General features: G+C 58.6%; 24 protein-coding genes, 1 tRNA gene and 1 other RNA gene. 16 read left to right on the plus strand and 10 right to left on the minus strand.

Features of this window, described 5'->3' with window-relative positions:
• Positions 1-63: 63 nt before the first annotated feature.
• The 5 genes from pheT to ACP15U_RS00340 all read left to right on the plus strand — a co-directional run bounded on the left by pheT (position 64) and on the right by ACP15U_RS00340 (position 4,807).
• On the plus strand, positions 64-2,460 hold the full coding sequence (gene pheT, locus ACP15U_RS00320; protein ID WP_425043127.1) for a phenylalanine--tRNA ligase subunit beta: 2,397 nt from the start codon (positions 64-66) through the stop codon (positions 2,458-2,460).
• Between the two features lie 125 nt (positions 2,461-2,585).
• Positions 2,586-3,218, plus strand: coding sequence for a phosphoribosyltransferase (locus ACP15U_RS00325; RefSeq protein ID WP_425043128.1), 633 nt, complete (start codon positions 2,586-2,588; stop codon positions 3,216-3,218).
• Between the two features lie 81 nt (positions 3,219-3,299).
• On the plus strand, positions 3,300-3,749 hold the full coding sequence (locus ACP15U_RS00330) for a YtoQ family protein (protein WP_425043129.1): 450 nt from the start codon (positions 3,300-3,302) through the stop codon (positions 3,747-3,749).
• 81 nt (positions 3,750-3,830) lie between these two features.
• Entirely contained in the window at positions 3,831-4,631 is an 801-nt protein-coding gene (locus tag ACP15U_RS00335) for a mechanosensitive ion channel family protein (RefSeq protein ID WP_425043130.1), read from the plus strand.
• Between the two features lie 99 nt (positions 4,632-4,730).
• Positions 4,731-4,807, plus strand: a tRNA-Met gene (locus ACP15U_RS00340).
• Positions 4,808-5,033: 226 nt separating this feature from the next.
• Here ACP15U_RS00340 and ald read toward each other — a convergent pair.
• Positions 5,034-6,149 carry an alanine dehydrogenase gene (gene ald, locus ACP15U_RS00345; protein WP_425043131.1) on the minus strand — a complete coding sequence of 372 codons (1,116 nt, stop codon included), beginning with the start codon at positions 6,147-6,149 and terminating at the stop codon, positions 5,034-5,036.
• A 139-nt stretch (positions 6,150-6,288) separates the two neighbouring features.
• Between ald and ACP15U_RS00350 the strand changes: the two genes are divergently transcribed.
• Entirely contained in the window at positions 6,289-6,747 is a 459-nt protein-coding gene (locus ACP15U_RS00350; RefSeq protein ID WP_425043714.1) for an Lrp/AsnC family transcriptional regulator, read from the plus strand.
• A gap of 287 nt (positions 6,748-7,034) precedes the next feature.
• Positions 7,035-7,952 carry a polyphosphate kinase 2 gene (ppk2, locus tag ACP15U_RS00355; protein WP_425043132.1) on the plus strand — a complete coding sequence of 306 codons (918 nt, stop codon included), beginning with the start codon at positions 7,035-7,037 and terminating at the stop codon, positions 7,950-7,952.
• A 170-nt stretch (positions 7,953-8,122) separates the two neighbouring features.
• On the opposite strand, the gene rpsU is transcribed toward ppk2, so the two are convergent.
• Positions 8,123-8,329: a 30S ribosomal protein S21 gene (rpsU, locus tag ACP15U_RS00360; RefSeq protein ID WP_005614280.1), complete on the minus strand. Its 207-nt coding sequence runs from the start codon at positions 8,327-8,329 to the stop codon at positions 8,123-8,125.
• Between the two features lie 113 nt (positions 8,330-8,442).
• Here rpsU and ACP15U_RS00365 point away from each other — a divergent pair, with 113 nt between their 5' ends.
• Complete coding sequence (locus tag ACP15U_RS00365; RefSeq protein WP_425043133.1) at positions 8,443-9,138, plus strand: COQ9 family protein; 696 nt, start codon at positions 8,443-8,445, stop codon at positions 9,136-9,138.
• Positions 9,139-9,216: 78 nt separating this feature from the next.
• On the plus strand, positions 9,217-10,203 hold the full coding sequence (locus ACP15U_RS00370) for an NAD(P)H-quinone oxidoreductase (protein WP_425043134.1): 987 nt from the start codon (positions 9,217-9,219) through the stop codon (positions 10,201-10,203).
• A gap of 91 nt (positions 10,204-10,294) precedes the next feature.
• On the opposite strand, the gene ACP15U_RS00375 is transcribed toward ACP15U_RS00370, so the two are convergent.
• A complete protein-coding gene (locus tag ACP15U_RS00375) occupies positions 10,295-11,152 on the minus strand; it encodes a DUF2189 domain-containing protein (protein ID WP_425043135.1) in 858 nt (285 codons plus the stop codon).
• 284 nt (positions 11,153-11,436) lie between these two features.
• On the opposite strand from ACP15U_RS00375, the gene ACP15U_RS00380 reads away from it, so the two are divergent.
• Positions 11,437-11,937 carry a hypothetical protein gene (locus ACP15U_RS00380; RefSeq protein ID WP_425043136.1) on the plus strand — a complete coding sequence of 167 codons (501 nt, stop codon included), beginning with the start codon at positions 11,437-11,439 and terminating at the stop codon, positions 11,935-11,937.
• A gap of 3 nt (positions 11,938-11,940) precedes the next feature.
• Here ACP15U_RS00380 and ACP15U_RS00385 read toward each other — a convergent pair whose 3' ends face one another.
• Entirely contained in the window at positions 11,941-12,570 is a 630-nt protein-coding gene (locus ACP15U_RS00385) for a ribonuclease T2 family protein (RefSeq protein WP_425043137.1), read from the minus strand.
• A 129-nt stretch (positions 12,571-12,699) separates the two neighbouring features.
• Between ACP15U_RS00385 and ACP15U_RS00390 the strand changes: the two genes are divergently transcribed.
• The gene (locus ACP15U_RS00390; RefSeq protein ID WP_425043138.1) at positions 12,700-13,464 is read left to right on the plus strand and encodes a DUF1013 domain-containing protein; all 765 of its coding nucleotides are present in this window, start codon (positions 12,700-12,702) and stop codon (positions 13,462-13,464) included.
• A gap of 116 nt (positions 13,465-13,580) precedes the next feature.
• Here the strand turns inward: ACP15U_RS00390 and recR are convergent, their stop codons facing one another.
• The 3 genes from recR to ACP15U_RS00405 all read right to left on the minus strand — a co-directional run bounded on the left by recR (position 13,581) and on the right by ACP15U_RS00405 (position 16,612).
• The gene (gene recR / locus ACP15U_RS00395) at positions 13,581-14,180 is read right to left on the minus strand and encodes a recombination mediator RecR (RefSeq protein WP_425043139.1); all 600 of its coding nucleotides are present in this window, start codon (positions 14,178-14,180) and stop codon (positions 13,581-13,583) included.
• A gap of 148 nt (positions 14,181-14,328) precedes the next feature.
• The gene (locus ACP15U_RS00400; protein WP_425043140.1) at positions 14,329-14,673 is read right to left on the minus strand and encodes a YbaB/EbfC family nucleoid-associated protein; all 345 of its coding nucleotides are present in this window, start codon (positions 14,671-14,673) and stop codon (positions 14,329-14,331) included.
• A gap of 181 nt (positions 14,674-14,854) precedes the next feature.
• On the minus strand, positions 14,855-16,612 hold the full coding sequence (locus tag ACP15U_RS00405) for a DNA polymerase III subunit gamma/tau (protein WP_425043141.1): 1,758 nt from the start codon (positions 16,610-16,612) through the stop codon (positions 14,855-14,857).
• Positions 16,613-16,755: 143 nt separating this feature from the next.
• Between ACP15U_RS00405 and ACP15U_RS00410 the strand changes: the two genes are divergently transcribed.
• A complete protein-coding gene (locus tag ACP15U_RS00410) occupies positions 16,756-17,253 on the plus strand; it encodes a protein-tyrosine phosphatase family protein (RefSeq protein ID WP_425043142.1) in 498 nt (165 codons plus the stop codon).
• A gap of 81 nt (positions 17,254-17,334) precedes the next feature.
• On the opposite strand, the gene ffs is transcribed toward ACP15U_RS00410, so the two are convergent.
• Both ffs and ACP15U_RS00420 read right to left on the minus strand, forming a co-directional pair.
• Positions 17,335-17,433: signal recognition particle sRNA small type (ffs, locus tag ACP15U_RS00415), an RNA gene on the minus strand.
• Between the two features lie 66 nt (positions 17,434-17,499).
• Positions 17,500-19,374 (minus strand): bifunctional 2',3'-cyclic-nucleotide 2'-phosphodiesterase/3'-nucleotidase, encoded by a 1,875-nt coding sequence (locus tag ACP15U_RS00420; protein ID WP_425043143.1) that lies wholly within the window; start codon positions 19,372-19,374, stop codon positions 17,500-17,502.
• A 252-nt stretch (positions 19,375-19,626) separates the two neighbouring features.
• Between ACP15U_RS00420 and nudC the strand changes: the two genes are divergently transcribed.
• Both nudC and ACP15U_RS00430 read left to right on the plus strand, forming a co-directional pair.
• Positions 19,627-20,598 carry an NAD(+) diphosphatase gene (nudC, locus tag ACP15U_RS00425; protein WP_425043144.1) on the plus strand — a complete coding sequence of 324 codons (972 nt, stop codon included), beginning with the start codon at positions 19,627-19,629 and terminating at the stop codon, positions 20,596-20,598.
• A gap of 48 nt (positions 20,599-20,646) precedes the next feature.
• Positions 20,647-21,123, plus strand: coding sequence for an SRPBCC family protein (locus ACP15U_RS00430; RefSeq protein WP_425043145.1), 477 nt, complete (start codon positions 20,647-20,649; stop codon positions 21,121-21,123).
• A gap of 8 nt (positions 21,124-21,131) precedes the next feature.
• Here ACP15U_RS00430 and ACP15U_RS00435 read toward each other — a convergent pair whose 3' ends face one another.
• Positions 21,132-21,965: a prephenate dehydratase gene (locus tag ACP15U_RS00435; RefSeq protein ID WP_425043146.1), complete on the minus strand. Its 834-nt coding sequence runs from the start codon at positions 21,963-21,965 to the stop codon at positions 21,132-21,134.
• A gap of 119 nt (positions 21,966-22,084) precedes the next feature.
• On the opposite strand from ACP15U_RS00435, the gene ACP15U_RS00440 reads away from it, so the two are divergent.
• The gene (locus ACP15U_RS00440) at positions 22,085-22,591 is read left to right on the plus strand and encodes a c-type cytochrome (RefSeq protein WP_425043715.1); all 507 of its coding nucleotides are present in this window, start codon (positions 22,085-22,087) and stop codon (positions 22,589-22,591) included.
• 294 nt (positions 22,592-22,885) lie between these two features.
• Positions 22,886-24,811: an extracellular solute-binding protein gene (locus ACP15U_RS00445; protein WP_425043147.1), complete on the plus strand. Its 1,926-nt coding sequence runs from the start codon at positions 22,886-22,888 to the stop codon at positions 24,809-24,811.
• Positions 24,812-24,813 lie beyond the last annotated feature (2 nt).

Raw genomic sequence — 24,813 nt, forward strand, 5'->3', positions numbered from 1 at the left:
GAGCAATTCCATCACCACTGATTTCCGACAGGATCTGCCTGTCAAACGAGACGGAATGAGCATATGAAATTCACCCTCTCCTGGCTGAAAGACCACCTCGACACCACCGCAAGCGTGGACGAGATCGCCGAGGCTCTGACCGATCTGGGCCTTGAGGTCGAAGAGATCACCAACCCCGCCGACCGGCTCAAGGATTTCACTCTTGGGTATGTCAAACATGCCGAGAAGCACCCCGATGCCGACAAGCTGCGGGTCTGCAAGGTCGAGACCGATGAGGGCGAGATGCAGATCATCTGCGGCGCGCCCAATGCCCGCGAAGGCATCACCGTGGTCGTCTGCAAACCGGGCATGTATGTGCCAGGGCTGGATATCACCATCGGTGTCGGCAAGATCCGGGGCGTCGAAAGCTACGGCATGATGGCCTCGGAGCGCGAGCTTGAGCTTTCGGACGAGCATGACGGTATCATCGAACTGCCTACCGGCAAGGTCGGCGACCGGTTCGTCGACTGGCTGGCTGAGAACGAACCCTCCAAGGTTGATCCCGTCATCGAGATTGCGATCACTCCAAACCGCCCGGATGCCTTGGGCGTTCAGGGCATCGCACGCGATCTGGCGGCGCGCGGACTGGGAACTCTGAAGGTGCGGGATTATGCGCCTGTTCCGGGTGATTTCAAAAGCCCTATCAACGTCACGATTGCCGATGACACATTGGATGGCTGCCCGTTGTTCACTGGTCGGGTCATTCGCGGCGTCAAGAACGGCCCCAGCCCGCAATGGCTGCAGGATCAGCTGAAGGCAATCGGATTGCGCCCGATTTCGGCGCTGGTGGACATCACCAACTACATGACTTTCGATCACAATCGGCCGCTGCATGTCTTTGACGTGGACAAGGTCAAGGGCAACCTGATCGTGCATCGCGCCAAGGGCGGAGAGAAACTGATCGCGCTGGACGAAAAGGAATACTCCCTGCAGCCCGGCATGATGGTTATCTCGGACGACAACGGCCCTGAAAGCATCGCCGGAATCATGGGCGGACAGGAAACCGGCTGCACCCAGGACACGGTCGACGTATTTCTCGAGAGCGCATACTGGGATCACGTGCAGATCGCTCTGACCGGTCGCGCGCTCAAGATCAATTCGGACGCACGCTACCGGTTTGAACGCGGGGTAGACCCGGAATACACGATTGAGGGGCTGGAACACGCCACACAGATGATCCTCGATATCTGTGGCGGCGAAGCGTCCAAGGTCGTGGTTGCCGGCAAGGTGCCGGATCACTCCCGCGCCTACAAGCTGGATGCCGATCGTGTGCAGTCTCTGGTCGGGATGGAAATCCCCGAGGCCGATCAGCGCCAGACCCTGACCCGACTGGGCTTCAAGCTAGAGGGCAACATGGCGCATGTTCCCAGCTGGCGTCCCGACATCCTGGGCGAGGCGGATCTGGTCGAGGAAGTTGCGCGGATTGCGTCCCTGACCAAACTGCAGGGCAAACCCTTGCCGCGCTTGTGTGAAGGCATCCCGAAACCGGTAATGACGCCCGGCCAGCGGCGTCAGCAGATGGCGCGCCGGACCTGTGCTTCCTTGGGATACAACGAGTGCGTTTCATACACGTTCATCGATCAGGCCTCGGCGGCACTGTTTGGCGGTGGTGATGACGCAACAAAACTGGAAAACCCGATTTCTTCGGAAATGAGCCACATGCGCCCGGCTCTGCTGCCGGGGTTGTTGCAGGCGGCGGCCCGAAATCAGGCTCGCGGTTTCATGGATCTTGCGCTGTTCGAGGTCGGGCCGGCCTTTCACGGCGGCGAGCCGGGTGAACAGCACACGTTGATTTCCGGACTTCTGGTTGGCCGAACCGGCCCAAAGGATGTTCAGGGCGCTTCCCGCCCAGTTGATGTTTTTGACGTCAAGGCCGATGTCGAGGCGGTTCTGGCTTCTATCGGTGCGCCGTCCAAGGTGCAGATCCTGCGGGGCGCGCAAAGCTGGTGGCATCCGGGACGGCATGGCAAGATTTGCCTTGGCCCAAAGAAAGTTCTGGGTGTTTTCGGCGAACTCCACCCCCGTGTCCTGCAGGCAATGGACGTCAAAGGACCGGCCATGGCCTTTACCATCTGGCCGGAAGAAGTGCCGATGCCGCGTAAATCCGGCGCATCGCGCCCGGCCTTGGAACTGCGTGACCTTCAGGCGGTCGAGCGTGACTTCGCCTTTGTGGTGGACGTCGATGTCGAGGCGCTAACGCTGGTCAATGCCGCGGCCGGTGCCGACAAGGCTCTGATCGAAGAGGTCCGGGTGTTCGACGAGTTTATCGGCGGGTCTGTTGGCGAAGGTAAGAAATCCCTCGCGATCACTGTGCGTCTTCAGCCGGTGGAAAAGAATCTGAAGGACAAGGATATCGAAGCTGTCGCAGCGAAGATTGTCGAAAAGGTTTCGAAGGCGACGGGCGGCGTGCTGCGCGGCTGAAACCGCTCTTACCCAGAAAATCTGAAACCCCGGTCTGGTGCCGGGGTTTCGTCATTTATGGGCCGGGCTATGGCGGCAGGCTGGCCAAGCTGGCATAGTTGGCTTGTGCTGACAGGAGGGCCGGCATGTTCGAAGATCGGGAACAGGCGGCAATTCGCCTTGCCGACGCGGTCGCTGAACAGACCCCGAAAAATCCGCTGGTGCTGGCTCTGCCGCGCGGTGGTGTCCCACTTGCGGTCAAGGTCTCAGAGAGGCTGGGGGCGCCACTAGATCTGCTTTTGGTGCGCAAGATTGGTATGCCGGGCAACCCGGAATATGCAGCCGGTGCCGTAGTGGGCGGCACTGAGCCGATCACGCTTTTCAACGATCGGAGCCTTGCGTCGCAAGGCCTGTCGCCTGCTGATTTCAAGGGGCAAGTCACAAAACTCCTTTCAGAAATCGAAAGACGGCGGGATGTCTACCTGAAAGGAAGGCAGAAGCAACCGGTGGCAGGTCGGACGGCAATCCTTGTCGATGACGGGATCGCCACAGGGGCCACGGTTCGGGTTGCTGTGAAGGCTCTGCGTCAGCAAGGCCCTAGCGCGATCTGGGTTGCCGTGCCCGTAGCTCCGAAAGACGCCAGAGAGATTCTGGAAACTGAGGCGGACCGCGTCATCTGTCTCGAAACACCGACCCCGTTTATCGCCGTCGGGGTACATTACAGGCAGTTCGGACAGGTATCCGATGAAGAAGTCGTTCGTTTGCTTTCCCCGGAGTAACACTGTAGGAGAGCGCGGCGCGGCGGCCGGTCTTCGGGCGATGGCATGCCCGAAGAAATCACAAAATGTTAGGAGTGGCCCATGCCCCTGAACGTCTATCTTTCTGGCGAAATTCACACCGACTGGCGCGAGCAGATCATCGAAGGCGCTGCCGATCTGGCCGTAGAATTCAACAGCCCCGTAACCGATCACGATGCCTCGGACGATTGTGGTGTCGCCATCCTTGGCGAGGAACCGAACAAATATTGGCATGACCACAAGGGCGCCATGGTCAACGCGATCCGGACCCGCAAGGGGATTGCCGATGCGGACGTCGTCGTGGTGCGCTTTGGCGAGAAATACAAACAGTGGAACGCCGCGTTCGATGCTGGCTATGCCTCAGCACTGGGCAAGTCGATCATCGTTCTGAATCCGCCCGAGCATCAGCACCCGCTCAAGGAAGTTCACGCCGCCGCGTTGGCTGTTGCCGAGCAACCTGCGCAGGTCGTTGAAATCCTACGCTACGTGCTGACGGGGAAAATTCCCGGCTAAAGCAACTGGACCGGCCCGCCATTTTTCGTTTCTGTAGCTGCATGATGGCGGGATTTCCCACGCCACAGCAGGGAGATTGAAATGGAAGAGGTAATAGGCGGGCCGTTTTCCGCTGTGTTGATGAATGCTGGCAAGGCGTTGCTGGTCCTTATTGTGGGCTGGATCCTTGCCGGTCGATTGGGCGCAATTGTTCGCAAGAGGGTCAACTCGAATGAGCATATTGACCCAACGCTGGGCAACTTCTTTGCCAGCCTTGTGAAATGGGCGGTTCTGGCCATCGTTCTGGTGGCTGTTCTCGGAATTTTCGGAATTCAGGCCACCAGTATCGTTGCCATTCTGGGCGCGGCCTCTCTTGCGATCGGGCTTGCCTTGCAGGGCACGCTCAGCGATCTGGCCGCCGGTGTCATGCTGGTTGTGTTTCGGCCTTACAAGCTGGGCCAGTTTGTCGACATTGGTGGAACGTCGGGGACGGTTAAGGATCTGAACCTGTTCACCACCGAACTGGTAACGCCCGACAATGTTCAGATCATCGTTCCCAACGGTCAGGCATGGGGGTCGATCATTACCAACTATTCCGCCCATGACACCCGCAGGGTCGATCTGGTTTTCGGTATCGACTACGACGACAGCGCCGATACGGCGATGGAGATCATTCTGGACATCGCAAAGGCTGACTCTCGTGTTCACGACGATCCAGAGCCTTGGGTGCGCGTGACCAACCTTGGTGACAGTTCGGTAGACCTGACTGCGCGACTGTGGTGCGACGCTGCAGATTACTGGGACGTGAAGTTCGAACTGACCAAGTCGATCAAAGAGGCCTTTGACGCTAAGGGTGTGTCGATCCCCTATCCACATACGGTGGAAATCAAGAAATCTGCCTGAGCGAAATTGGCGCTCGGGAAATTTTTGGGTGGCGGTCTGAAATGTCATTTTTCTGTTTGACACCGCCGCCCAGCTTGGATACTTCGCGCCGGTGAGTATGGCGTGATAGCTCAGCTGGTTAGAGCACAGCACTCATAATGCTGGGGTCGGCGGTTCAAGTCCGCCTCACGCTACCACACTCACTTTTCCCAGCCGGTATGAGCGACGACCTACAGGACCAGCCTGCGGGCTGTTTGCTGGTTGAAATTTGGGTGCATGCAGCGCGTTGGCACAAAACTGTGTGGCATCCGGCCGGGTTTTGATCTGCCAATAATGGATGCGGATAAATTAGGGGCTTCTGGAACGAAAAAGCCCCGCAACCACTGAGGCCGCGGGGCTATGGGGCGATCTGGAAGATCTGGATTACTTGATGACCAGGTTGGGTGACACGACGTCGATGCCAAGCGCTTTGCCGACCGCGAAGTAGGTCAGTTGACCGGCGTGGACGTTAAGCCCGTTCAGCAGGTGTGGATCGTCTGCACAGGCCTGTTTCCATCCCTTGTCGGCCAATGCCAGCAGGAACGGCATCGTGGCGTTTCCAAGGGCGATCGTCGAAGTCCGCGCCACGGCACCCGGCATGTTGGCAACGCAATAGTGCATGATGCCATCGACCTCATAGATAGGATCGGCATGGGTGGTGGCCTTCGAGGTTTCGAAGCAGCCGCCCTGATCGATCGCCACATCTACGAGCACCGCACCGGGTTTCATGCCGGCAAAATGATCGCGACGGACCAGTTTCGGGGCCTCCGCTCCGGGGATCAGAACCGCACCGATGATCATGTCGGCTGCGCTCAGGTGCTCTTCGAGCAGGCCTGCCGAGGAATAGCCGGTGCGGAACTGGTTGCCATAGACGTCGTCGAGATATCGCAAACGGGGGAGCGAGCGGTCAAGAACGGTGACTTCGGCGCCCATACCGGCTGCAATCTTGGCTGCGTGCGTACCCACGACACCACCGCCGATCACGACGACACGAGCAGGACCGACACCGGGCACACCGCCCATCAGAACCCCACGTCCGCCATTGGCCTTCTGCAGGGTCCAGGCACCGACCTGCGGGGCCAGTCGGCCAGCAACTTCGGACATCGGCGCCAACAGCGGCAGCCCGCCGCGATCGTCGGTCACGGTTTCATATGCAATGGCGGTGCAGCCGCTTTCCAGCAGGTCTTTGGTCTGCTCAGGATCCGGGGCAAGGTGCAGATAGGTAAACAGCAACTGGCCTTCGCGAAGCATCTTGCGTTCGACGGCTTGCGGTTCCTTCACCTTCACGATCATGTCGGCTGTGGCAAATACCTCCTCAGCGGTATCGAGAATCTTGGCGCCAGCGGCGATGTAGTCGGCGTCCTCGAAACCCGATCCATGGCCGGCGTTGGTTTCGATCACGACCTCGTGGCCATGCGCAACAGCTTCCTGCGCGGCGTTCGGAGTCATGCCGACCCGGAATTCCTGTGGCTTGATCTCTTTTGGGCACCCGATTTTCATTTTGAATCCTCCTGTTCGCAAGTTGCCGCAATTTTAGGCGCCCTTGACCGCAATGTTTTTGAAACTTCCCCCTGCAAATGGGCATCTGGTTCGGATATTCTCTTACCATCTTGCGAATTTTGTGAAGGATCTTGCAGAAATGGGGCTTGATGCGACGGATCGACGGATTCTGGATGTGCTGCAAAGATCGGGGCGGATTTCGAATGCGGACCTCTCCGAACGGATAAACCTGTCGGCGTCGGCCTGCCATCGACGGGTGCAGCGACTGGAGGCAGACGGGTACATCCGAAATTACGTTGCTTTATTGGATGCGCGTAAAATGGGTGTACCATCCACTGTCTTTGTAGAAATCACCCTGCAGGGTCAGGCGGATGAATTGCTGGATGCGTTCGAAAAGGCGGTCGCTCGGATCCCGGATGTTCTGGAATGTCACCTCATGGCAGGAACGGCGGATTACATTCTGAAGGTGGTCGCAGAGGACACCGAAGATTTCGCCCGTATTCACCGGCAGTATCTGGCGCGTTTGCCCGGGGTGGCGCAGATGCAGAGCTCATTCGCGCTGCGAACCGTGTTCAAGACAACGGCACTGCCGGTCTGATGTCGCAGTTGATCCACTTAATGCCCCGAACTATCTCGTTGGTAAGGACAAGCACGCGGCCGCAGTCAAAGGTCGGCCTTCCTGATATGGATCGGATTCCGGGCTGATCTGTTTGTTGGCAGGGGATCGAATGGAATTTGGTTTCCGCATGTTGCGACAAGTCGGCTCATGCGATCGTCTGGAGCCGGGCCGTACACCTGTTTTAAGGTGGTAGGGGGTCACACGCGGAAGAATTGATTGGGTTAGCGTCGAAAGGCGCGAGAGAAGCACTTCGAAAGGAACAGAGATTGGTTAACGAGTCGGAATCACAACGCAAAGACTGGCTGGAAGCCGAGCTCGAAGACTCTCTCGATGAGGATTTCGAAATCGAGTTCAGCGAGCCAATGCTGTCGATGGAGATCCGCAAGATCTATCGAGGCCAGCATCCTGACATGCTCGACCGCAAGGTCTATTTCCGCAACTTGCTGCGGTTGCAGGCCGAACTCATCAAATTGCAGGACTGGGTGCAGCACACCAATTCCAAAGTTCTGATCATCATGGAGGGGCGGGATTCAGCCGGGAAGGGCGGTGTGATCAAGCGGATTACCCAGCGTCTAAACCCGCGCGTGGCCCGCGTTGTTGCTTTGCCGGCCCCCAGCCGTCGTGAACAAAGCCAATGGTATTTTCAGCGTTACGTGCCGCATCTGCCGTCGGGTGGTGAAATCGTTCTGTTCGACAGATCATGGTATAATCGCGCGGGGGTCGAGCGAGTGATGGGGTTCGCCACCGAAGATCAGGTGGAGCAGTTTTTTCAGGACGTTCCGGAATTTGAACGGATGCTGGTTCGCTCGGGCATCATCGTTTTGAAATACTGGTTTTCAATCACTGACGAAGAACAGCAACTGCGCTTTCTCATGCGGATCCATGATCCGATGAAGCAATGGAAGCTGTCCCCGATGGATCTGGAGTCGCGTATTCGCTGGGAGCAATACACCAAGTCAAAGGAAGAGATGTTCGCCCGCACCAACATTCCGGAGGCACCGTGGTATATCGTCGAAGGCAATGACAAGAAACGCGAACGGTTGAACTGCATCGAACATCTTCTGTCGCAGATCCCGTATGAGGATGTACCCAGCGACAAGGTTTCCTTGCCGGAACGGCATTACAATCCTGATTACGAACGGCAGGTTCTTCCAGACGAGCTATACGTCCCGAAAATCTACTGAGACAAAAGCGCTGCGGGGGGAGAATTCAGGCCAATGCCAGGTAGAGCAACGCGTTAGCCCCGCCGCGCTTTTCTTTTTTGCCCCTGAAAAACGACAAACCCCCGGGCGATGCCACGGGGGTCGTCAACTTTAGCGTCAGAACCAGCTGTGCTGATTGCGGCGAGGAGATCTTAGAGAAGACCTTCGCGCTGTGCTTTCTTACGTGCCAGTTTACGGGCACGGCGGATCGCTTCAGCTTTCTCGCGCGCTTTTTTCTCGGACGGCTTCTCGAAATGTTGCTTGAGCTTCATTTCACGGAACACGCCTTCGCGCTGCAGCTTTTTCTTCAGGGCACGGAGCGCCTGATCGACATTGTTGTCGCGAACACTAACCTGCATGTGGTTGTCACCACCTTTCTAGAGTAAGAGTTGCAAGGAAATTGCAGGAGTTGGCCGTATAGCAAAGCAGGACTAACTTGTCCAGCACGCGCTTTTCGGATCGGAGAGACATCATGACCACTGCTTATGAGACCGCAAGAGACACCCTTTTGAATGCTGCACTGCTCCATGTTCCCTTTGATGGCTGGTCGGAAAGCACGTTCCAGGCTGCCATCAATGATTCGGAGATGGACATTGGGTTTGCCCAGGCGGTTTGCCCCCGCGGAGCACTTGATCTGGCTCTGGCGTATCATGCGCGCGGCGACGCAGCCATGGTGAACCGCTTGCGCTCAGAAGATCTCGGGGCGCTGAAGTTCCGCGAAAAGATTGCAGCTGCCGTGCGGTTCCGCCTCGAGGCTGTGGATGACAAAGAGGCAGTGCGCAGAGGCGCAACGCTGTTTTCGTTGCCACAGAACGCGCCCGACGGGGCAAAGGCAATCTGGAACACCTGCGATTTGATCTGGACCGAGCTCGGTGACGGATCGGATGATCTGAATTGGTACACGAAGCGGGCGACCCTGTCGGGGGTCTACTCGGCAACGGTTCTCTACTGGCTGGGTGACGACAGCCCCGATCATCAGGCCACATGGGAGTTCCTTGACCGGCGGATCGAAAACGTGATGCAGATCGAGAAGCTCAAAGCGGATATCCGCAAAAATCCCGTGCTCAAACCGTTCATGGCGGGGCCTCAGTGGTTGGCCAGTCAGATCAAGGCTCCGGCAAAACTGGACAAGCTGGACCTGCCCGGGACGCTGACCCCCCGGCGGTAACGACATTTCAGGATAAATGCCCGGTTTGCAGCGCCTTGTCCGGATGCTAGGCAGGCAGAAAATGAAAGAGGATGCCCGATGACCGAGATGATGCGCGCCGTTGAGATCTGCGAACCCGGCGGGCCGGACGTACTGAAGCTGACCGATCGTCCGGTACCTCAAGCGGGACATGGTCAGGTGGTTCTGAAAGTGGCCTATGCCGGCGTGAACCGACCAGATGCCCTCCAGCGGGCAGGCGCGTATGACCCCCCGCCCGGTGCCAGCGACCTGCCTGGGCTGGAAGCATCCGGCGAAGTTGTCTCTGTCGGCCCCGGAGTCGAAGGCATTTCGGAGGGGGACAAGGTCTGCGCCTTGCTGCCCGGCGGCGGATATGCTGAATATGTGGCGACGCCCGCAGCCCATTGCCTGCCGGTGCCTGCCGGTATGGGCATGAAAGAGGCCGCCTGCCTGCCCGAAACCTTCTTTACGGTCTGGTCCAACGTGTTCAACCGGGGCGGGCTGAAGGCCGGTGAACGCTTCCTTGTTCACGGGGGATCAAGCGGTATCGGGACGACCGCCGTCCAACTGGCCAGTGCATTCGGTGCCCGTGTCTTTGTCACCGCCGGATCGGAAGAAAAGTGCCAGGCATGTCTCGATCTTGGTGCAGAACGGGCAATCAACTATCGAGAAGAAGATTTCGTTTCGGTGATGCGCGGAGAAGGCGGAGCTGATCTGATCCTCGATATGGTAGGTGGTGACTATATCCCTCGCAATGTCAAAGCACTGGCCGAAGATGGCCGGCTGGTTCAGATTGCGTTTCTTCAAGGGCCGGTAGAGAAACTGAATTTCGCACTGGTGATGGTCAAGCGCCTGACAATAACGGGCAGCACCCTTCGTCCGCAAAGCGATCTGGCCAAGGCTCGAATCGCACAGGACCTACACGAGGCCGTCTGGCCCCTACTCGAAGCGGGAAAGGTAGCGCCGGTCATGGACAGCGAGTTTGATTTGTCCGAAGCCGCAGCGGCGCATGCGCGCATGGAAAGCTCTGGGCATATTGGCAAGATTGTCCTGAAGGTTTCAGGCTGATCTGGCCAATTTCAATTTTGTGATCTTTTGCCCGGGCCGCGGAACAGGTCGGCTCGGGACCGTTGGTCCGAGCCCTTCGGGTACTCGGTCGTCAGGCGACGGCCCGGCGATACAGATGCCATGTCGCATGGCCAAGGATCGGGACGACGATGATCAGGCCAAGCAGCATCGGCAATGCGCCCAGAACCAACACCCCGGCCACGATGCATCCCCAACTCAGGATGACGACCGGGTTGCGTCGCAGGACGCGCACCGATGTCACGACGGCGACAGGAACACCCACCGACTTGTCGAGCAACAGTGGGAACGACACCACACTGATGGCCAGTGCCACCACCGCAAACAGCGCCCCGATCACAAGGCCAGTGACGATCATCGACCAGCCTGACGAGGTGGTGAAGATGTCTTGCATAAAGGCCCCGGCCGAGGCGGGCGGTTCCGGCCCCAGGGTCTGGGCGTAAATGGCCTGTGCACACATCATCCAAGTCACGAACAGTCCCGTCAGATACAAGCCGAGGATCAGAATTGCACCGCTGGATGGTGAGCGAAACACTCCGAATGCGTCGATCCAGTGCACTTCCTTTCCCTGTTCCCGACGCCGGCTCATCTCGTAAAGTCCGACCGCTGCAACCGGGCCGAGGATCGCGAAACCGGCGACCAGAGGGGCGAGCAGCGGCAGCAGTTCCATCTGCAATCCGAGCCCCATGAGAACCAGACCGGCGATTGGGTAAACCACAGCGATAAAGATCACATCGGCCCGGCACGCCTTGAAGTCCTCGTAACCGGCAAACAACGCGGCCCGGACGTCACCAAAGTTGAGATCAAGCACCATGGGTGGCGAAGCCTCTGCGGTCCCGCCAAGTTGCGACACCGAATCCGACAGATGCTCCGAGGCATCTCCGACCCTTCCGGCTGTCCAGCTTAATGGATTTCCAATTGTTTTTGCCATAACCGTATCCTTTCCTGGGGAGTTTCCCCGCGGAAAAGGCCCGGCAATCAGGACGCGACCGGGCGGGCCGATCCGCGTTCCCCACTTCAGTTTACCACAGAATTTTCGGAGTTCCGGTCACAGTGTCGGGATCTGGGCATCCTGAGTCGCAGATGCACGGCATATTGGCAGCGGAAATTCTGGGAATCCTCACCTTTCCGGTGCCATGGCGGTAACTGGGGGTTGGTCTTGGCTGCAATTCCGCTAGACATGTCAAGCGTCAACCATTTGTCCAAGGAGACACCATGTTCCGCACCCCGCTCCGCGCCATCGCTCTTGCTTTTGGCCTCGCCGCGCCATCGCTGGTTTCAGCGCAGGAATTGATCGACAAGGGTTTCGTGCATGGCTGGAACCTCATGGTCGATCCCGCCATGGGAAATGGTTGCCTGATCCAAACGGTTTACGAGGATCTCTCCGTTGTTCGGCTCGGTTATGACGCCAACAGCGATCGCGGTTACTTTGTCGTGTTCAACAAGGCTTGGGGTGATATCAAGACCGGCGAACAATACAACATCACCTTTGATCTTGATGGAGAGGGTTTCAACGGGGTCGCTACAGGTGTTCGTCTGAAGAACGTCCCCGGCGCGATCGTGGCGTTTGATGACCGCAACTTCGTGCATGCCATCGCAAGCCGCAAGGTGATGACGGTCTACGGCCAGACCGGTGAGCAGGTTATGGCGATCGATCTGAAAGGCACGGCAAAGGCGCTGGAATACGCCCGCGAGTGTCAGAAACAACAGGGTTAACGCTTAGCGGACCGGGGGAAACAGCGCGTCCTTCAACGTGCAATCTCGGATCACGTCCCGACCGCAAGGCACCGGCTCCAGACCGCGGGAAAGGCAGATCCGAACCTCCTGAATGCGCCCTTGGGTGCAGGTCACCGTCAACATGTCTGCATCTAGGTCTGGGTTGGCCTTGAGAAATGCCTCTTCCACGATCTTGGCGGGCAGGGCCACTTGCCGGTCCAGCTTGCGAAAGACCGGCGGGCGGACGACCTTTCCGTAGGCGTGCCGGGACAGGGTGTAGTAGTCGGCAGCACTTAGTCCGGAACAGGTGCCGTGTTTCTTCCACTGATGCCACGCCAGCCCGGCGCTGCCCTGAATGTCGGCCATTTCGCGGGTCATTCGGCGGGTAGGCGGTGGTTCGGGCGTGCGGCAGAAAGCGGGCCAGCCCTGGTGAAACTGCGGCCACAAACCGTGCAGTATCCAGCCATGGTCATGGCGGTCATCGCATTGATCGGATTTTTGTGCGTCTCCGGTCAGCTCGCACCAGCTGGGGGACCAGCTGAGGGCCAGTACGTAGTAGTCGAATTCCCCAGCCTTTTTGCCATCGGCAAAAACCGGCAGGGCAGAAAACATCCAAATCAAGAGCCAGCGCATTCGCCTCTTTCCTTATTCGCTGGCGATGACTATATACGGGCCAAGTTCCCCGACAACGGAAACCCGCCCTGTGTATCAGGGCCGCCGATTCCAGGCGACGGGACAAATGTATTCGAAGGAGATACGCACATGGCAAAACCATTGATGGCCAAGGCTACCGCCGTGTGGCTGGTGGACAACACCACGATCAGCTTCAAGCAGATTGCAGATTTCGTGGGCATGCACGAACTGGAAATTCAGGGCATCGCCGATGGCGAAGTTGCGGTCGGCGTAAAAGGGTTTGACCCAATCGCCAACAACCAGCTGACGCAGGAGGAAATCGATTCCGCTCAGTCGAATCCGCTGCACAAGCTGAAGCTGAAATTCAATCCGGCTGCCACAGGTGAAGAAAAACGGCGCGGTCCGCGCTATACGCCATTGTCAAAACGGCAGGACCGTCCGAACTCGATCCTGTGGTTGGTCAAGTTCCATCCCGAACTGAGTGACGGCCAGATCGCCAAACTGGTGGGCACCACCAAGCCGACGATCCAGTCGATTCGCGAGCGCACCCATTGGAATATCTCCAACATGCAACCGATTGATCCAGTGGCTCTGGGGCTGTGCAAACAGTCCGAGTTGGACGCGGTTGTTCAGAAAGCCGCTGCCAAGAAGGCCGCCGAGGGTGGCGTTATGAGCGATGATGAGCGCCGCAAACTGGTGTCGACGGAACAGTCGCTTGAAATGGATGCTGAACCCAAGATTCCGACTGCCATCGAAGGCCTGGAAACCTTCTCGCTGCGCGATGATGCAGAAGAGAAGGAGAAAGAAGAGGAGGTCGTTGATGCCGACAGCTTCTTCAACCTGCCTAAGGGTGACGATTCAGAAGAAGACGAAAGCGACGACCCGCGTTTCTGAGTTTCTGAAACCGCAAAGGACAAAAGCCCTCGCGCTACAAGGCCGGGGGTTTTTTCATTTCAGGTCTGTGAGGCGTTTGAAAGCGTCCCAAGTCGCCCTGAAACTGGCATGGGATCTCAGATTTCCTTACGGGCGCTGAGGGCCGCACTGATGGTGCCGTCATCGAGGTAATCCAGCTCACCTCCGATCGGAACACCCTGCGCCAGTGACGTCAGGCGAACCTGACCCTCGAGCTGATCTGCGATGTAGTGGGCTGTTGTCTGGCCATCGACGGTGGCATTCAAGGCGAGAATTACCTCGGATATTCCTTCGGTCGTGACCCTGTCAATCAGCCTGGGAATGCGCAGTTCTTCCGGCCCAACGGCATCTAATGCCGACAATGTGCCGCCGAGTACGTGATAACGGCCCTTGAACACCCCGGCGCGTTCCATCGCCCAAAGATCGGCAACGTCTTCGACGATGCAGAGCTCGCCCGTCGCGCGGGCTTCGGACTGGCAGATGCCGCAGATTTCTGACGTTCCGACATTGCCACAGTTCAGACATTCACGCGCGGTCTCGGCAACCTGTTGCATCGCATCGGCCAATGGGGTGAGTAGAAGTGCCCGCTTTCGGATCAGATGCAAGACCGCCCTCCTGGCCGAACGCGGCCCCAGTCCGGGCAGCTTAGCCATAAGCTCGATCAGATTGTCGATGTCGCGGGTAGAGCTATCGGTCATTTTGCACAGCGCGTCCGGTCATGTCTGGTCGCGCCATTAGGGCGGTGCAGGCAGGGAAAAGCAAGCGCCACCCGGCATTTGATCGGGTTGTGTTTTCTCTGGGTGTCGCAGGCCACACCCATACGTGCGGCCTGTCGGTGGGCCCGGATCAGAAGGGCAGCTTGATGTCTTTTGGCAGACCCATGCTTTCCGTCAGCTTGGCCATCTCGTCCTGCGTGCGCTGGGCGGCCTTGGCCTGTGCGTCCTTGACCGCGGCAAGGATCAGGTCTTCGACAACTTCCTTGTCGTCGCCGTTGAAGATCGACGGGTCGATATCCAGCCCCTTGAGCTCGCCCTTGGCGGTGGCCGTGGCCTTGACCAGGCCTGCGCCGGCTTCGCCGGTCACGAGCATTTCGTTCATTTCGTCCTGCAGCTGAGCCATCTTGGTCTGCAGTTCCTGGGCGGATTTCATCATCTTGGCCATATCGCCAAGACCGCCGAGTCCTTTGAGCATGAGGTGTCTCCTGAATTGCGGTTTGCGTCTAGATACGGGTGCGAAGGTGTTAGCACAAGGGGTGGCACCGGTTTCCGATATCGCATCCAGCGCAGGCCGAAGTGGCCGCATCTGTCGCTATGTTACTCTGCAGGCCGACAGGCCAAAGAACCGTCACGGGTGCGCCGGGTTGTAAAAGTCTTCAGTCTTCCTCGAACGGATCCCACTCGTCTTCGACCTCGGGCAAAGCTTCGGTCTGGACCTGGGCTTCCAGCTCTTGTGGGGTCTGGATGCGCGCAATCCGGGCCTTTGGAAACTGCGTCAGAACCGCTTGGACAAGGGGATGCGCCTCTGCTTCCTGTCGTAATGCATTGTCGGCGGCGTCACGCAGTTCGGAGATGGTGTCGGCCCCGCCATCAGAGGAGACAATCACCGCCCACCGGTTTCCGGTCCAGCTTTGCAGCCTTGCACCCAGACGCTGCGCCAGATCTGTCGGAGCCTGCTCCGAAGGCGTGAATTCAATCCGCCCCGGTTGATAGGAAACCAGCCTCACGCCCGTTTCGACTTCGACCAGCAGTTTCACGTCACGTTTGTTGCGGATTAGTTCGACCACATGTTCAAAGCTGGGAAATCGCGCCAAAGCAGCCTCAACGTCCTGTGCCAGGGCCATCACCGGGCCTCCGGACGGAGCCGGGCCGCCGGATGAAACGGGCTGAGTCTGTACCGGTGTGGCAACACCGCCGGAATGCAGAGCGCCACCGCCACCAGAACCCGGCCCCGGTGGCAGTGGTGGCGGTGCATCCTGCAAGCGCCGGACCAGTTCCTCGGGCGAGGGCAGGTCCGCAACATGGGTCAGGCGAATGACTGCCATCTCGGCCGCCATCATAGTGTTCGGGGCCGAGGACACCTCGTCCAGCGCCTTTAGTAGCATCTGCCACATCCGGGTCAGCACGCGCATTGGCAAGGCATTGGCCATCTGCGAGCCCCGTGCCCGTTCATCCGGAGACACGGTCGGATCTTCGGCCGCGTCGGGTGTGATTTTCACCACGCTGATCCAATGGGTGATCTCGGCCAGATCGCGCAGAACGGCAAGCGGGTCTGCGCCTTCGGCGTATTGAGCGCCCAGCTCGGTCAGGGCTCCGGCCGCGTCTCCCCGAAGAATCATATCCATCAGATCAAGCACCCGCCCGCGATCGGCCAGCCCCAGCATTGCCCGGACCTGATCCGCTGTCGTTTCACCCGCACCGTGGCTGATCGCCTGATCCAGCAGCGAAGTTGCATCCCGGGCCGAGCCTTCGGCCGCGCGGGTGATCAGGGCCAGCGCGTCACCGGCGATCCGGGCGCCTTCGGCATCCGCAATCTTTTCGAGCATGCCAATCATGTCTTCAGGCTCGATCCGTCGCAGATCAAAGCGCTGGCAGCGCGACAGAACGGTAACCGGAACCTTGCGGATTTCAGTGGTCGCAAAGATGAATTTCACATGCTCGGGGGGTTCTTCCAGCGTCTTCAGAAGCGCGTTGAACGCGCTTGTGGACAGCATGTGAACCTCGTCGATGATGTAAATCTTGTATCGGGCCGAGGCGGCCCGATAGCGGACCGAATCGATGATCTCACGGATGTCGTTCACACCTGTCCGGCTGGCGGCATCCATCTCCATCACGTCAACATGGCGGCCTTCCATGATCGCCACGCAATGTTCACATTGCCCGCAAGGCTCTGTCGTCGGCCCTCCTTCGCCATCTGGGCCGATGCAGTTCATCCCCTTGGCGATTATCCGGGCGGTGGTGGTTTTTCCGGTGCCGCGAATACCGGTCATTATGAAGGCCTGGGCTATTCTGTCGGCTTCGAAGGCGTTCTTGAGGGTGCGGACCATGGCGTCCTGCCCCACGAGATCGGCAAAGGTTTCCGGTCGATACTTTCGGGCCAGAACCTGATATGGGGCGGGGCTGCTTTCGGTCATTTATGCTCTGTCGGATTCGTTGTCGATGGCAGGGTAGAGCGGCTGACCCCCGGCGTCCACCGCGGTCCCGACGAAAACCCTGTTGGGGAACCGGGATCGGTCGCGCATAGTCGGGCTGGCGAACATAATCGGCGAGGAGGGCAATGACCAAGTTCAAGATCTTTGAGCTACCTGTGGGTGGCGGAACGCTTGCCTTCTCCGCAATGCCCGGCAGTTCGGGCGACTACGCAGCGGACCTGCAAAAAATCCTGAAATGGCGACCTGCGCTGGTGATCTCGATGACCACCGAGACAGAGAACACCAATGCCGGGATCGGCCAGATTGCCAGAGATTTGAAAGACTGCATGTGGGTGAACTTTCCGGTTCCGGATTACGGGATCCCGATCGGGGCAGCGGACAGAGAGTGGTGCGGCCTCGGCGAGTCTGCCCGACGTCATTTGCATCAGGGTGCGCGCGTTCTGGTGCATTGCAAGGGTGGGTGCGGGCGATCCGGAATGATCGTTTTGCGACTAATGATCGAAAGTGGCGAAGCGCTCGGTCCGGCCTTGTCCCGTTTGCGCGTGATACGCCCATGTGCGGTCGAGACAGAGGCGCAGTTGACCTGGGCGGGACAGGGGCGTTTGCGGGGTGGGCTCGCCTAAGCCCAAACGTAATTGGCCTGTCGATGATGCAGGGTTTGTGGCGCAGGGCCTGCGGAAAAGACACGGTACGTGTGTGGGAGAAGGTGAGAGGCTGGACAACGACCCAAGCGGGGCTCGTTACGGCTGCTTCCTTCCGGACCTGACCGGGTTGGCGAGGCGCTCGCCCGCGCCAACCTCTCAAGGCACGATATAGGGCGACTCAGCTGGATTCGCAAGCCGCACGCAGGGGTCATTCCGGCAAAAGGCTCAGAGCGGGATGGCCAGCATCAGAAACCCGTTTTCGGTAAGTCCGAGGTCGGTTGCTCCGCGGGCCATCAACTCACGAACGTGCCGACGAGCCTCTGGTCCAGTCTGTGCCGTCACGTCCGTACCGGGCATGCGCGTGAACCGCCATGGGGCTGGCTGGTCCGCGATGGGGTCGTGGGGCAGCTGACCGGCCAGGTATTGGCACAGGATATCCCTGATCCGTGCCGAAGGAAGATCGATACACCGAGCATCATCCAACGCCAGAAAATTCCCGCCTCCATTTGTCCGGTAGTTGTTGGTGGTCACTATCAGCACTTCATCATCGGCGAGCGGTGCGCCGTTCAGGCACAAATTGCGAATCCGCTTTGTGTTCGTGGTTTTGCGGCGCCCATCACAATCGAAGGTGGCCGGTCTGCTCAGGTCGATCTCGTAGGTCAAGCCGTGCAGGACATCAAAGTTGTGACCGGGAAAGTCCGTGTTTTTCAGGGGTGTTCGGTGGCTGCCTTTGGCGACCTGCCGAAACTGTGCGGCGGACATTTCCAGCCAATCCCGGATTTTTGCTCCCGTTAGCACGACTGCCCGCAGCTCGTTCGGAAAGACATAGAGGTCGGCCACTTGGCGCAGGTTGACCTGACCGGAAGGAATGTCCGTGTAATGATGCGGGCCCGCGCGTCCACCGAACTTACCGGGCGAAACCGCCGAAACAATCGGCATCGCCTTCAGAGCGGGATCGGTCAGGTTGGCACGAACAGCCGCCGCTTGGGCAGCGGCCACCAACGCCAGCGAGCGATCCGGGGCAAAAAACGAGAAATAGCTGTGCAGGGGCATACTGGTTTCGCCGACCGGCGTTTGCAATTGCCGCACAGTTTCCTGATGGGACCCCGAAATCAGTTGGCGAAGGTCTTCGGCAATTTCAGTGAGTGGCTCGGATTTCCCCCGAACGCAGCGCCGCGCTATGGCCTTTAGGTAAGACGTGCTTTCGGCCACCTGCCATCCGGCTTCCGAGCACCAGAGCAGTTTCAGGTCGATCACCGCCAGATGGGATCCGGCAGTTCCTGGCATTGCCACCGGTATGCCATTGATCCTGCCGGAGCTTTCCAATCCTTTCTGATCAGGATCTGGAAAGATCTGGTGCGTGTGCCCGGCGATGATCGCGTCGATACCATCCAAATGGCAGAGCGGATACAAAGCATTCTCCTGTCCGGGGACATGTTTGCGCGCTCCGAACCCAGTATGCGCCAGCAGAACGACCACATCGCAGCCCCGGGCCTTCAGTTTTTCTACCTGACTTCGGGCGCAATCAACGATGTCCAACGCATCGACACACCCACTCAGGACATGCGCCTCCCACTTGGTTGTTTGCGGAGGGAGGAGCGAGAACATTCCGATCCGGAGATTCCGTGTGCTGCCATCCGTGCAGATCACATCCCGGTCCAGAACCAGATGAGGTGCGACATCGGGGCCTTTGCCGTGGAAGTCGAGATTCGAACACAGAACCGGGCAAGGCGACTGCGAAAGAACCCTTTCAAGTTCCGGCAGGCCAATGTCAAAATCATGGTTGCCAAGTCCGATCGCATCATAGCCAAGTGCCGCAAAACACGCCATGGCGGGGTGATTGACGCTGGTTTCTGTGGCTGCGAAATCCCCCAGTGGCGTCCCCTGAAGGCAGTCGCCGTTGTCGATCAGCAGAACACTGCAATCCTGACTTTCGGCTTCTGCGCGGGCCGTACGAATGAGTTGCCCCGTGCGCACCAGCCCCACACCCGCATCCTCCAGCCCGGAGTAATAGTCGTAACTCTCCAGATGCATGTGCAGATCCGATGTGCCCAGAATGCGCAATGCGGCGCTGGGGGGCGTTGTTTCGCTTCGGCTCATGCTTCAGATGGGGCCGGGGTTGCGGAAGTCATGTCTTGCCTTGTTTTTCTTGCCGGTCTGCCGTGCCGGAACTGCGATTGAAAGCACGTCCCGCCGGGAAAGAACAGGGGCGTGCGTCCGATCGGTCCCGACAAGGGCAGGTTTTCTTTTGCCTGCCCAATCTGACAAGATTTCGGCTCAACGGCGTTGCGCTGCGGGCGGGTCCGTGGCAGCGGTAGGGCAAGTTGCAGGAAAACGAGCGGGAGAGCAGGAATGAAACGGGCCGAACAGGTTACATTCGGGGGGGCAGGTCTTGATCGTGCGGCTCAGATTAGAGGCGACGCGGGGGCATTGTCGGCAACCCTTTCCGATCCCAGGGCAAGGGCGACGCCGATCTGGCGAGGCAAGATCCTGCTACAGGGCGAGAGGCTGGAAAATCTCGTGAATCTTCCGGTCACGCACCCCGTTTTTGAGGAGGCGGACGAGGCGCCCATCCTGTTGGGGCGCGAACGGGACGGCACCCCGCAGTTCGCGTTCGATATTTCAGGTTGGACTGCCGAGGGTCAGGATCTTTCCAGCCTTGGGCATTTCGTCGACCGTTCCGAACAACAGCATCCGGCCCTTGAAACCGGGCAGGTGTTTGGCGAATTGCGGCGGGTCATGAGCCGACTGACACCAAGAGACGCCGAACTTGCCGCGACAGCCAAGGCAGTGACGGGCTGGCACGAAACACATGGGTTTTGTGCCCGTTGCGGCGAGAAAACCGAGATCTCTCAGGCAGGATGGCAGCGCAGTTGCCCGGCCTGCGGCGGTCAGCATTTTCCGCGAACCGATCCGGTGGTCATCATGCTCATTACCCACGGTGACGCGGTTCTACTGGGTCGTTCTCCGGGGTGGCCGGAAGGCATGTATTCGCTGCTGGCCGGTTTCGTTGAGCCTGGCGAAACACTCGAAGCCGCCGTGCGTCGCGAAGTCATGGAGGAAGTGGGTGTTCCCGTCGGACCGGTCACCTACTTATCGAGCCAGCCCTGGCCTTTCCCGTCATCGCTTATGATCGGCTGCTCCGGCGAGGCGTTGTCACGCGAGATGACAATTGATCCGAATGAGATCGAGGATGCCGTTTGGATTGACCGTTCCGAAGCGATGACCGCATTTGCGGGAGAGCATCCGGTGATGATGCCGGCTCGCAAAGGTTCGATTGCACAGTTTCTTTTGCAAAACTGGCTTGCGGATACGCTCGATTAAGACGACTATTTCGCCAAACAGAGCCGTTCAGGATAGCGCAGGCAGGTTATGCAGTTCTCCAGCAAGGAAGATATCGAAGCCCCCATTGGCTCCGTTTTTTCAGCCATTTCCGATTTCGAGACCTTTGAACGAGCTGCAATGCGGCGCGGAATCGAGGTCTCCCGGGTGGACGAACATGCCCCGGTTGCGACCGGTCTTGCTTGGCAGACTAGATTTTCCCTGCGCGGCCGTCCGCGCGATCTGCGGCTTGTTTTGACCCAACTCAGGCAGCCGGATTCGTTGGCCTTGGCCTTCGATAGCAAAGGACTGGATGGGACAGTCGAGATTGACCTGCTGGCGTTGTCGCCTCGTCGAACGCGGCTTGCACTTGCGCTGACGCTCGAACCCAAGACCCTGTCAGCGCGTCTGTTTGTTCAGTCGCTGAAACTGGCCCGCAACAATCTGACCCGCAAGTTCCGGTTGCGTCTGGCAGAGTATGCAAAAGAACTTGAGGACCGCTTGAACCGCAAGACCAAGGGTGCCTGAAACAGTCCTCAGAACCTTTCGATCGCGGCGGGATACACGCCCAGAATTTCCACATTGGTGGTAAAGTAGTTCAGTTCGTCCATCGCCAGCTTTACGTTGGGATCGTCCGGGTGCCCCTCAATATCGGCATAGAACTGGGTGGCGGTGAAGGAGCCGTCGACCATGTAGCTTTCGAGCTTGGTCATGTTCACGCCATTGGTCGCGAAACCTCCCATTGCCTTGTAGAGAGCGGCAGGAATGTTGCGCACCTGAAACACGAAAGTTGTCATCATCCCGTCCTTGCCGCGTCGTGATGTATCGGATTGGCGGGACATCAGCAGAAAGCGGGTCGTGTTGTGGGCGTGATCTTCGATATGGCGTGCGAGGATGTGCAGGCCGTTGATCTCGGCTGCCAGATCCGATGCCAGAACACCCGTGGTTCGGTCCGCCGCAGCGGCGATCTCTGCAGCAGCACCGGCACTGTCGGCCGATGCTTCTCCCCGGATGCCGTAACGTTTGAGAAAGTCCTCAGCCTGAGGAAGCAAAACGAGATGCGCCCGAACTTTTTCGATCTGTTCGATTTCGACACCCGGCAAGGCCATCAGACTGATATGCACCCGCACGAAAGCTTCGTCGACGATCCTGAGGCCGCTTTCGGGCAGCAGCCGATGTATGTCGGCGACCCGGCCATAGGTCGAGTTCTCGACAGGGAGCATGGCCATCTCGGCCTCACCGGACTGAACGGCTTCGATCGCGTCTTCGAAGGTCCGGCAGGGTAGCGGCTTCAGATCGGGACGGGCTTTGCGGCAGGCCTCGTGGCTGTAGGCACCGGGCTCTCCCTGAAAGGCAATGCGATTGGTCATGGGTCGTTTCCGTGCAACAAGTTTGCAGATTGGGCGTTTAGTCGCGGTGTCTATACCTTGCCTCTCGCAAGGGGAAGCCTTAGACAGCCGCTCAGACAGTTGAAATGGACACGCGATCAATGTTCGACACGATGACAGTTACCAAAGCCGCAGCAGGCTTTTTGAGCGCTTTTCTGGTGCTCCTTCTGGCCAAATGGGCCGCAGAAGGCCTCTTCCACGTCGGGGGGCACGGCGAAGCCTCCTACGTGATTGAAGTTGAAGATGCCGGAGATGGCGGCGATGCCGAACCGGAAGTTAATTTTGACGAGCTGATGGCATCGGCCGATGTGGCAAAGGGCGCGAAAGTGTTCAAGAAATGCTCAGCCTGCCACAAGCTTGAAGACGGTGCGAACGGCACCGGACCATTCCTGTATGGCGTTGTGGGCCGGGCAATTGGTGGCGCGGCGGGCTTTGGCTACTCCGATGCGATGGCCTCGAAAGGTGGCGATTGGACCCCGGCGGCGCTGGACGCGTTTCTTGCCAAGCCGAGCGCCGATATTCCCGGCACTTCGATGAGCTTCTCGGGCCTCAAGAAACAGGGCGACCGGATCAACCTGATTGCTTATCTCGACAGCCTCGACGACTGATCGATCCAAGCCGGAAAATCAAACGAAAGAACCGTTGCCCAAGGCAGCGGTTTTTTCTTTTTTGATTGACTGATTTGCTCGGGCCATACCTGGCTGGGGCAGGGTTGTATCGGGTCAAGCGATTTGCGCGTCGACGAATCGCCCCTCACCCTTGCGAACCGCTGATCACGGTCACTTCATCGCACGTTCACGCATTCTAAACTTGAATCTTCCGGCTCTGGACCATTAGCTGTCCCAAAATAGATTGGCTGAGTGATGCACCCATTGCGTCGGTCCAACCGGAGGAAGAGCCCCATGACCCCCCACCGCGCCAGGTTGCCGCACCGGAGCCGAGTCGTAGCCCGAACTGAGGATCTAAGGCCAAGGATTGCGGCTGTGCTCTCGGGAACAGTGGTGGCTCTGCTGATCTTGGCCACGCAGGTGCTAGCCGAAGAGAACGTCACCAAAAGCCACGGGTTCTCGGAATTCGGCGAACTGAAATACCCTGAAGGATTCGCTCATTTTGAGTATGTGAACCCGCAGGCGTCGCGGGGGGGCGAACTGTCCTACGCGGCACAGGGAACCTTTGACAGTTTCAATCCCTTCACCCGGCAAGGCCGGGCCGGCGCGCGATCTGCCGATCAGTACGAAACCCTTCTTTTTCCGTCCTATGACGAACCGGCGGCCTATTACGGGTTGCTGGCAGAAAGTCTGGAGTATCCCGAGAGCCAGGATTGGGTGATTTTCAACCTTCGCCCGGAGGCCCGGTTTTCCGACGGCTCGCCGGTTACCGCCGAGGATGTGGTATTCAGCCACGAGATCCTTCTGGATCAGGGGTTGCAGTCTTATGCCGAGGCCGTGCGCAAACGGATCCCCAAGGCCGAGGCGTTGGATACCCACCGTGTGAAATTCTATTTCGCTCCGGACATTCCGCGCCGGGCTTTGATCACTCAGGTCGGCGGAACGCCGGTTTTTTCCAAAGCGTGGTTCGACGCAGACCCGGAAAACCGCCGCATCGACAAACCTAGGCTGGAGCCGGGTATTGGTTCGGGCCCCTATGTGCTCGACAGCTACGATATCAACCGTCGCGTGGTCTACAAGCGCAACCCGGATTACTGGGGCGACAATGTGAACGTGAATGTCGGCCGCAACAACTTTGAGACTATTCGTATCGAGTATTTCAGCGACTCGATTGCCGCGATGGAGGGGTTCAAGGCCGGCGAATTCACCCTTCGTCAGGAAAACAACTCAAAGAGCTGGGCCACGGCCTATGACTTTCCGGCCATCTCTTCCGGTCATGTTGTTCGCGAAGAGCTGCGTGACGGGGACGTTCCCAATGCCAGCGGATTTGTCATGAACATGGACCGCCCGCAATTCGCCGATCCGCGCGTGCGCGAAGCCGTTCAACTGGCCTACAATTTCGAGTGGACCAACGAGAGCCTGCAATACGGTCTGTTTCAGCAGCGCCATTCCTTCTGGCAAGGCACCCATCTGGAGGCCAAGGGCGTGCCGGAAGGCCGCGAGAAAGTGGTTCTGGAATCTCTGGGGGATGCTCTGGATCCGGCGGTGCTCACGGATGAACCGGTCAGTGCGCACAGTTCGAAACCCGACCGGCAGAATGATCGGCGCAACCTGCGCAAGGCGTCAAAATTGCTGGAGGAAGCAGGATGGGCCGTTGGGTCCGATGGCGTTCGGCGCAACGACAAAGGCGAAACACTGAAGGTAGAATTCATCTCGGATCAGCCGACGCTTGACCGCCTGATCCAGCCCTTCATCGACAATCTGGGGGTGATTGGAATAGATGCCACCTATAACCGCATCGACAACGCGCAATTTACCCTGCGGCGCCGCGAGCGGGATTTTGACATGATTGTGGGAGCCTATCGGAAGTCTCTGCAGCCCTCGACAGGTCTCTACCAGCAATATGGCTCTGAGGCGGCAGCGTTTTCCGTGTTCAATCCATCGGGAATTCACGGTCCCGATATCGAACCGCTGATCGACAACATCGTGGCAGCGACCGAACAGGAAGAGCTGTTTGCCAATGTCCGGGCGTTAGACAGGGTGTTGCGGGCCAAGCGGTTCATGGTTCCGACTTGGTATCTGGGCAAATTCTGGGTGGCCTACTGGGACATGTACGAACATCCGGACAATCTGCCGCCCTATGCATTGGGGGTCGAGGATCTGTGGTGGATCAATGCTGACAAATCGGCGGCCTTGAAAGCCTCGGGCGCGTTGCGGTAAGC

The organism is Primorskyibacter sp. S87, from assembly GCF_049801055.1.
Classification (GTDB): domain Bacteria; phylum Pseudomonadota; class Alphaproteobacteria; order Rhodobacterales; family Rhodobacteraceae; genus JBNAGF01.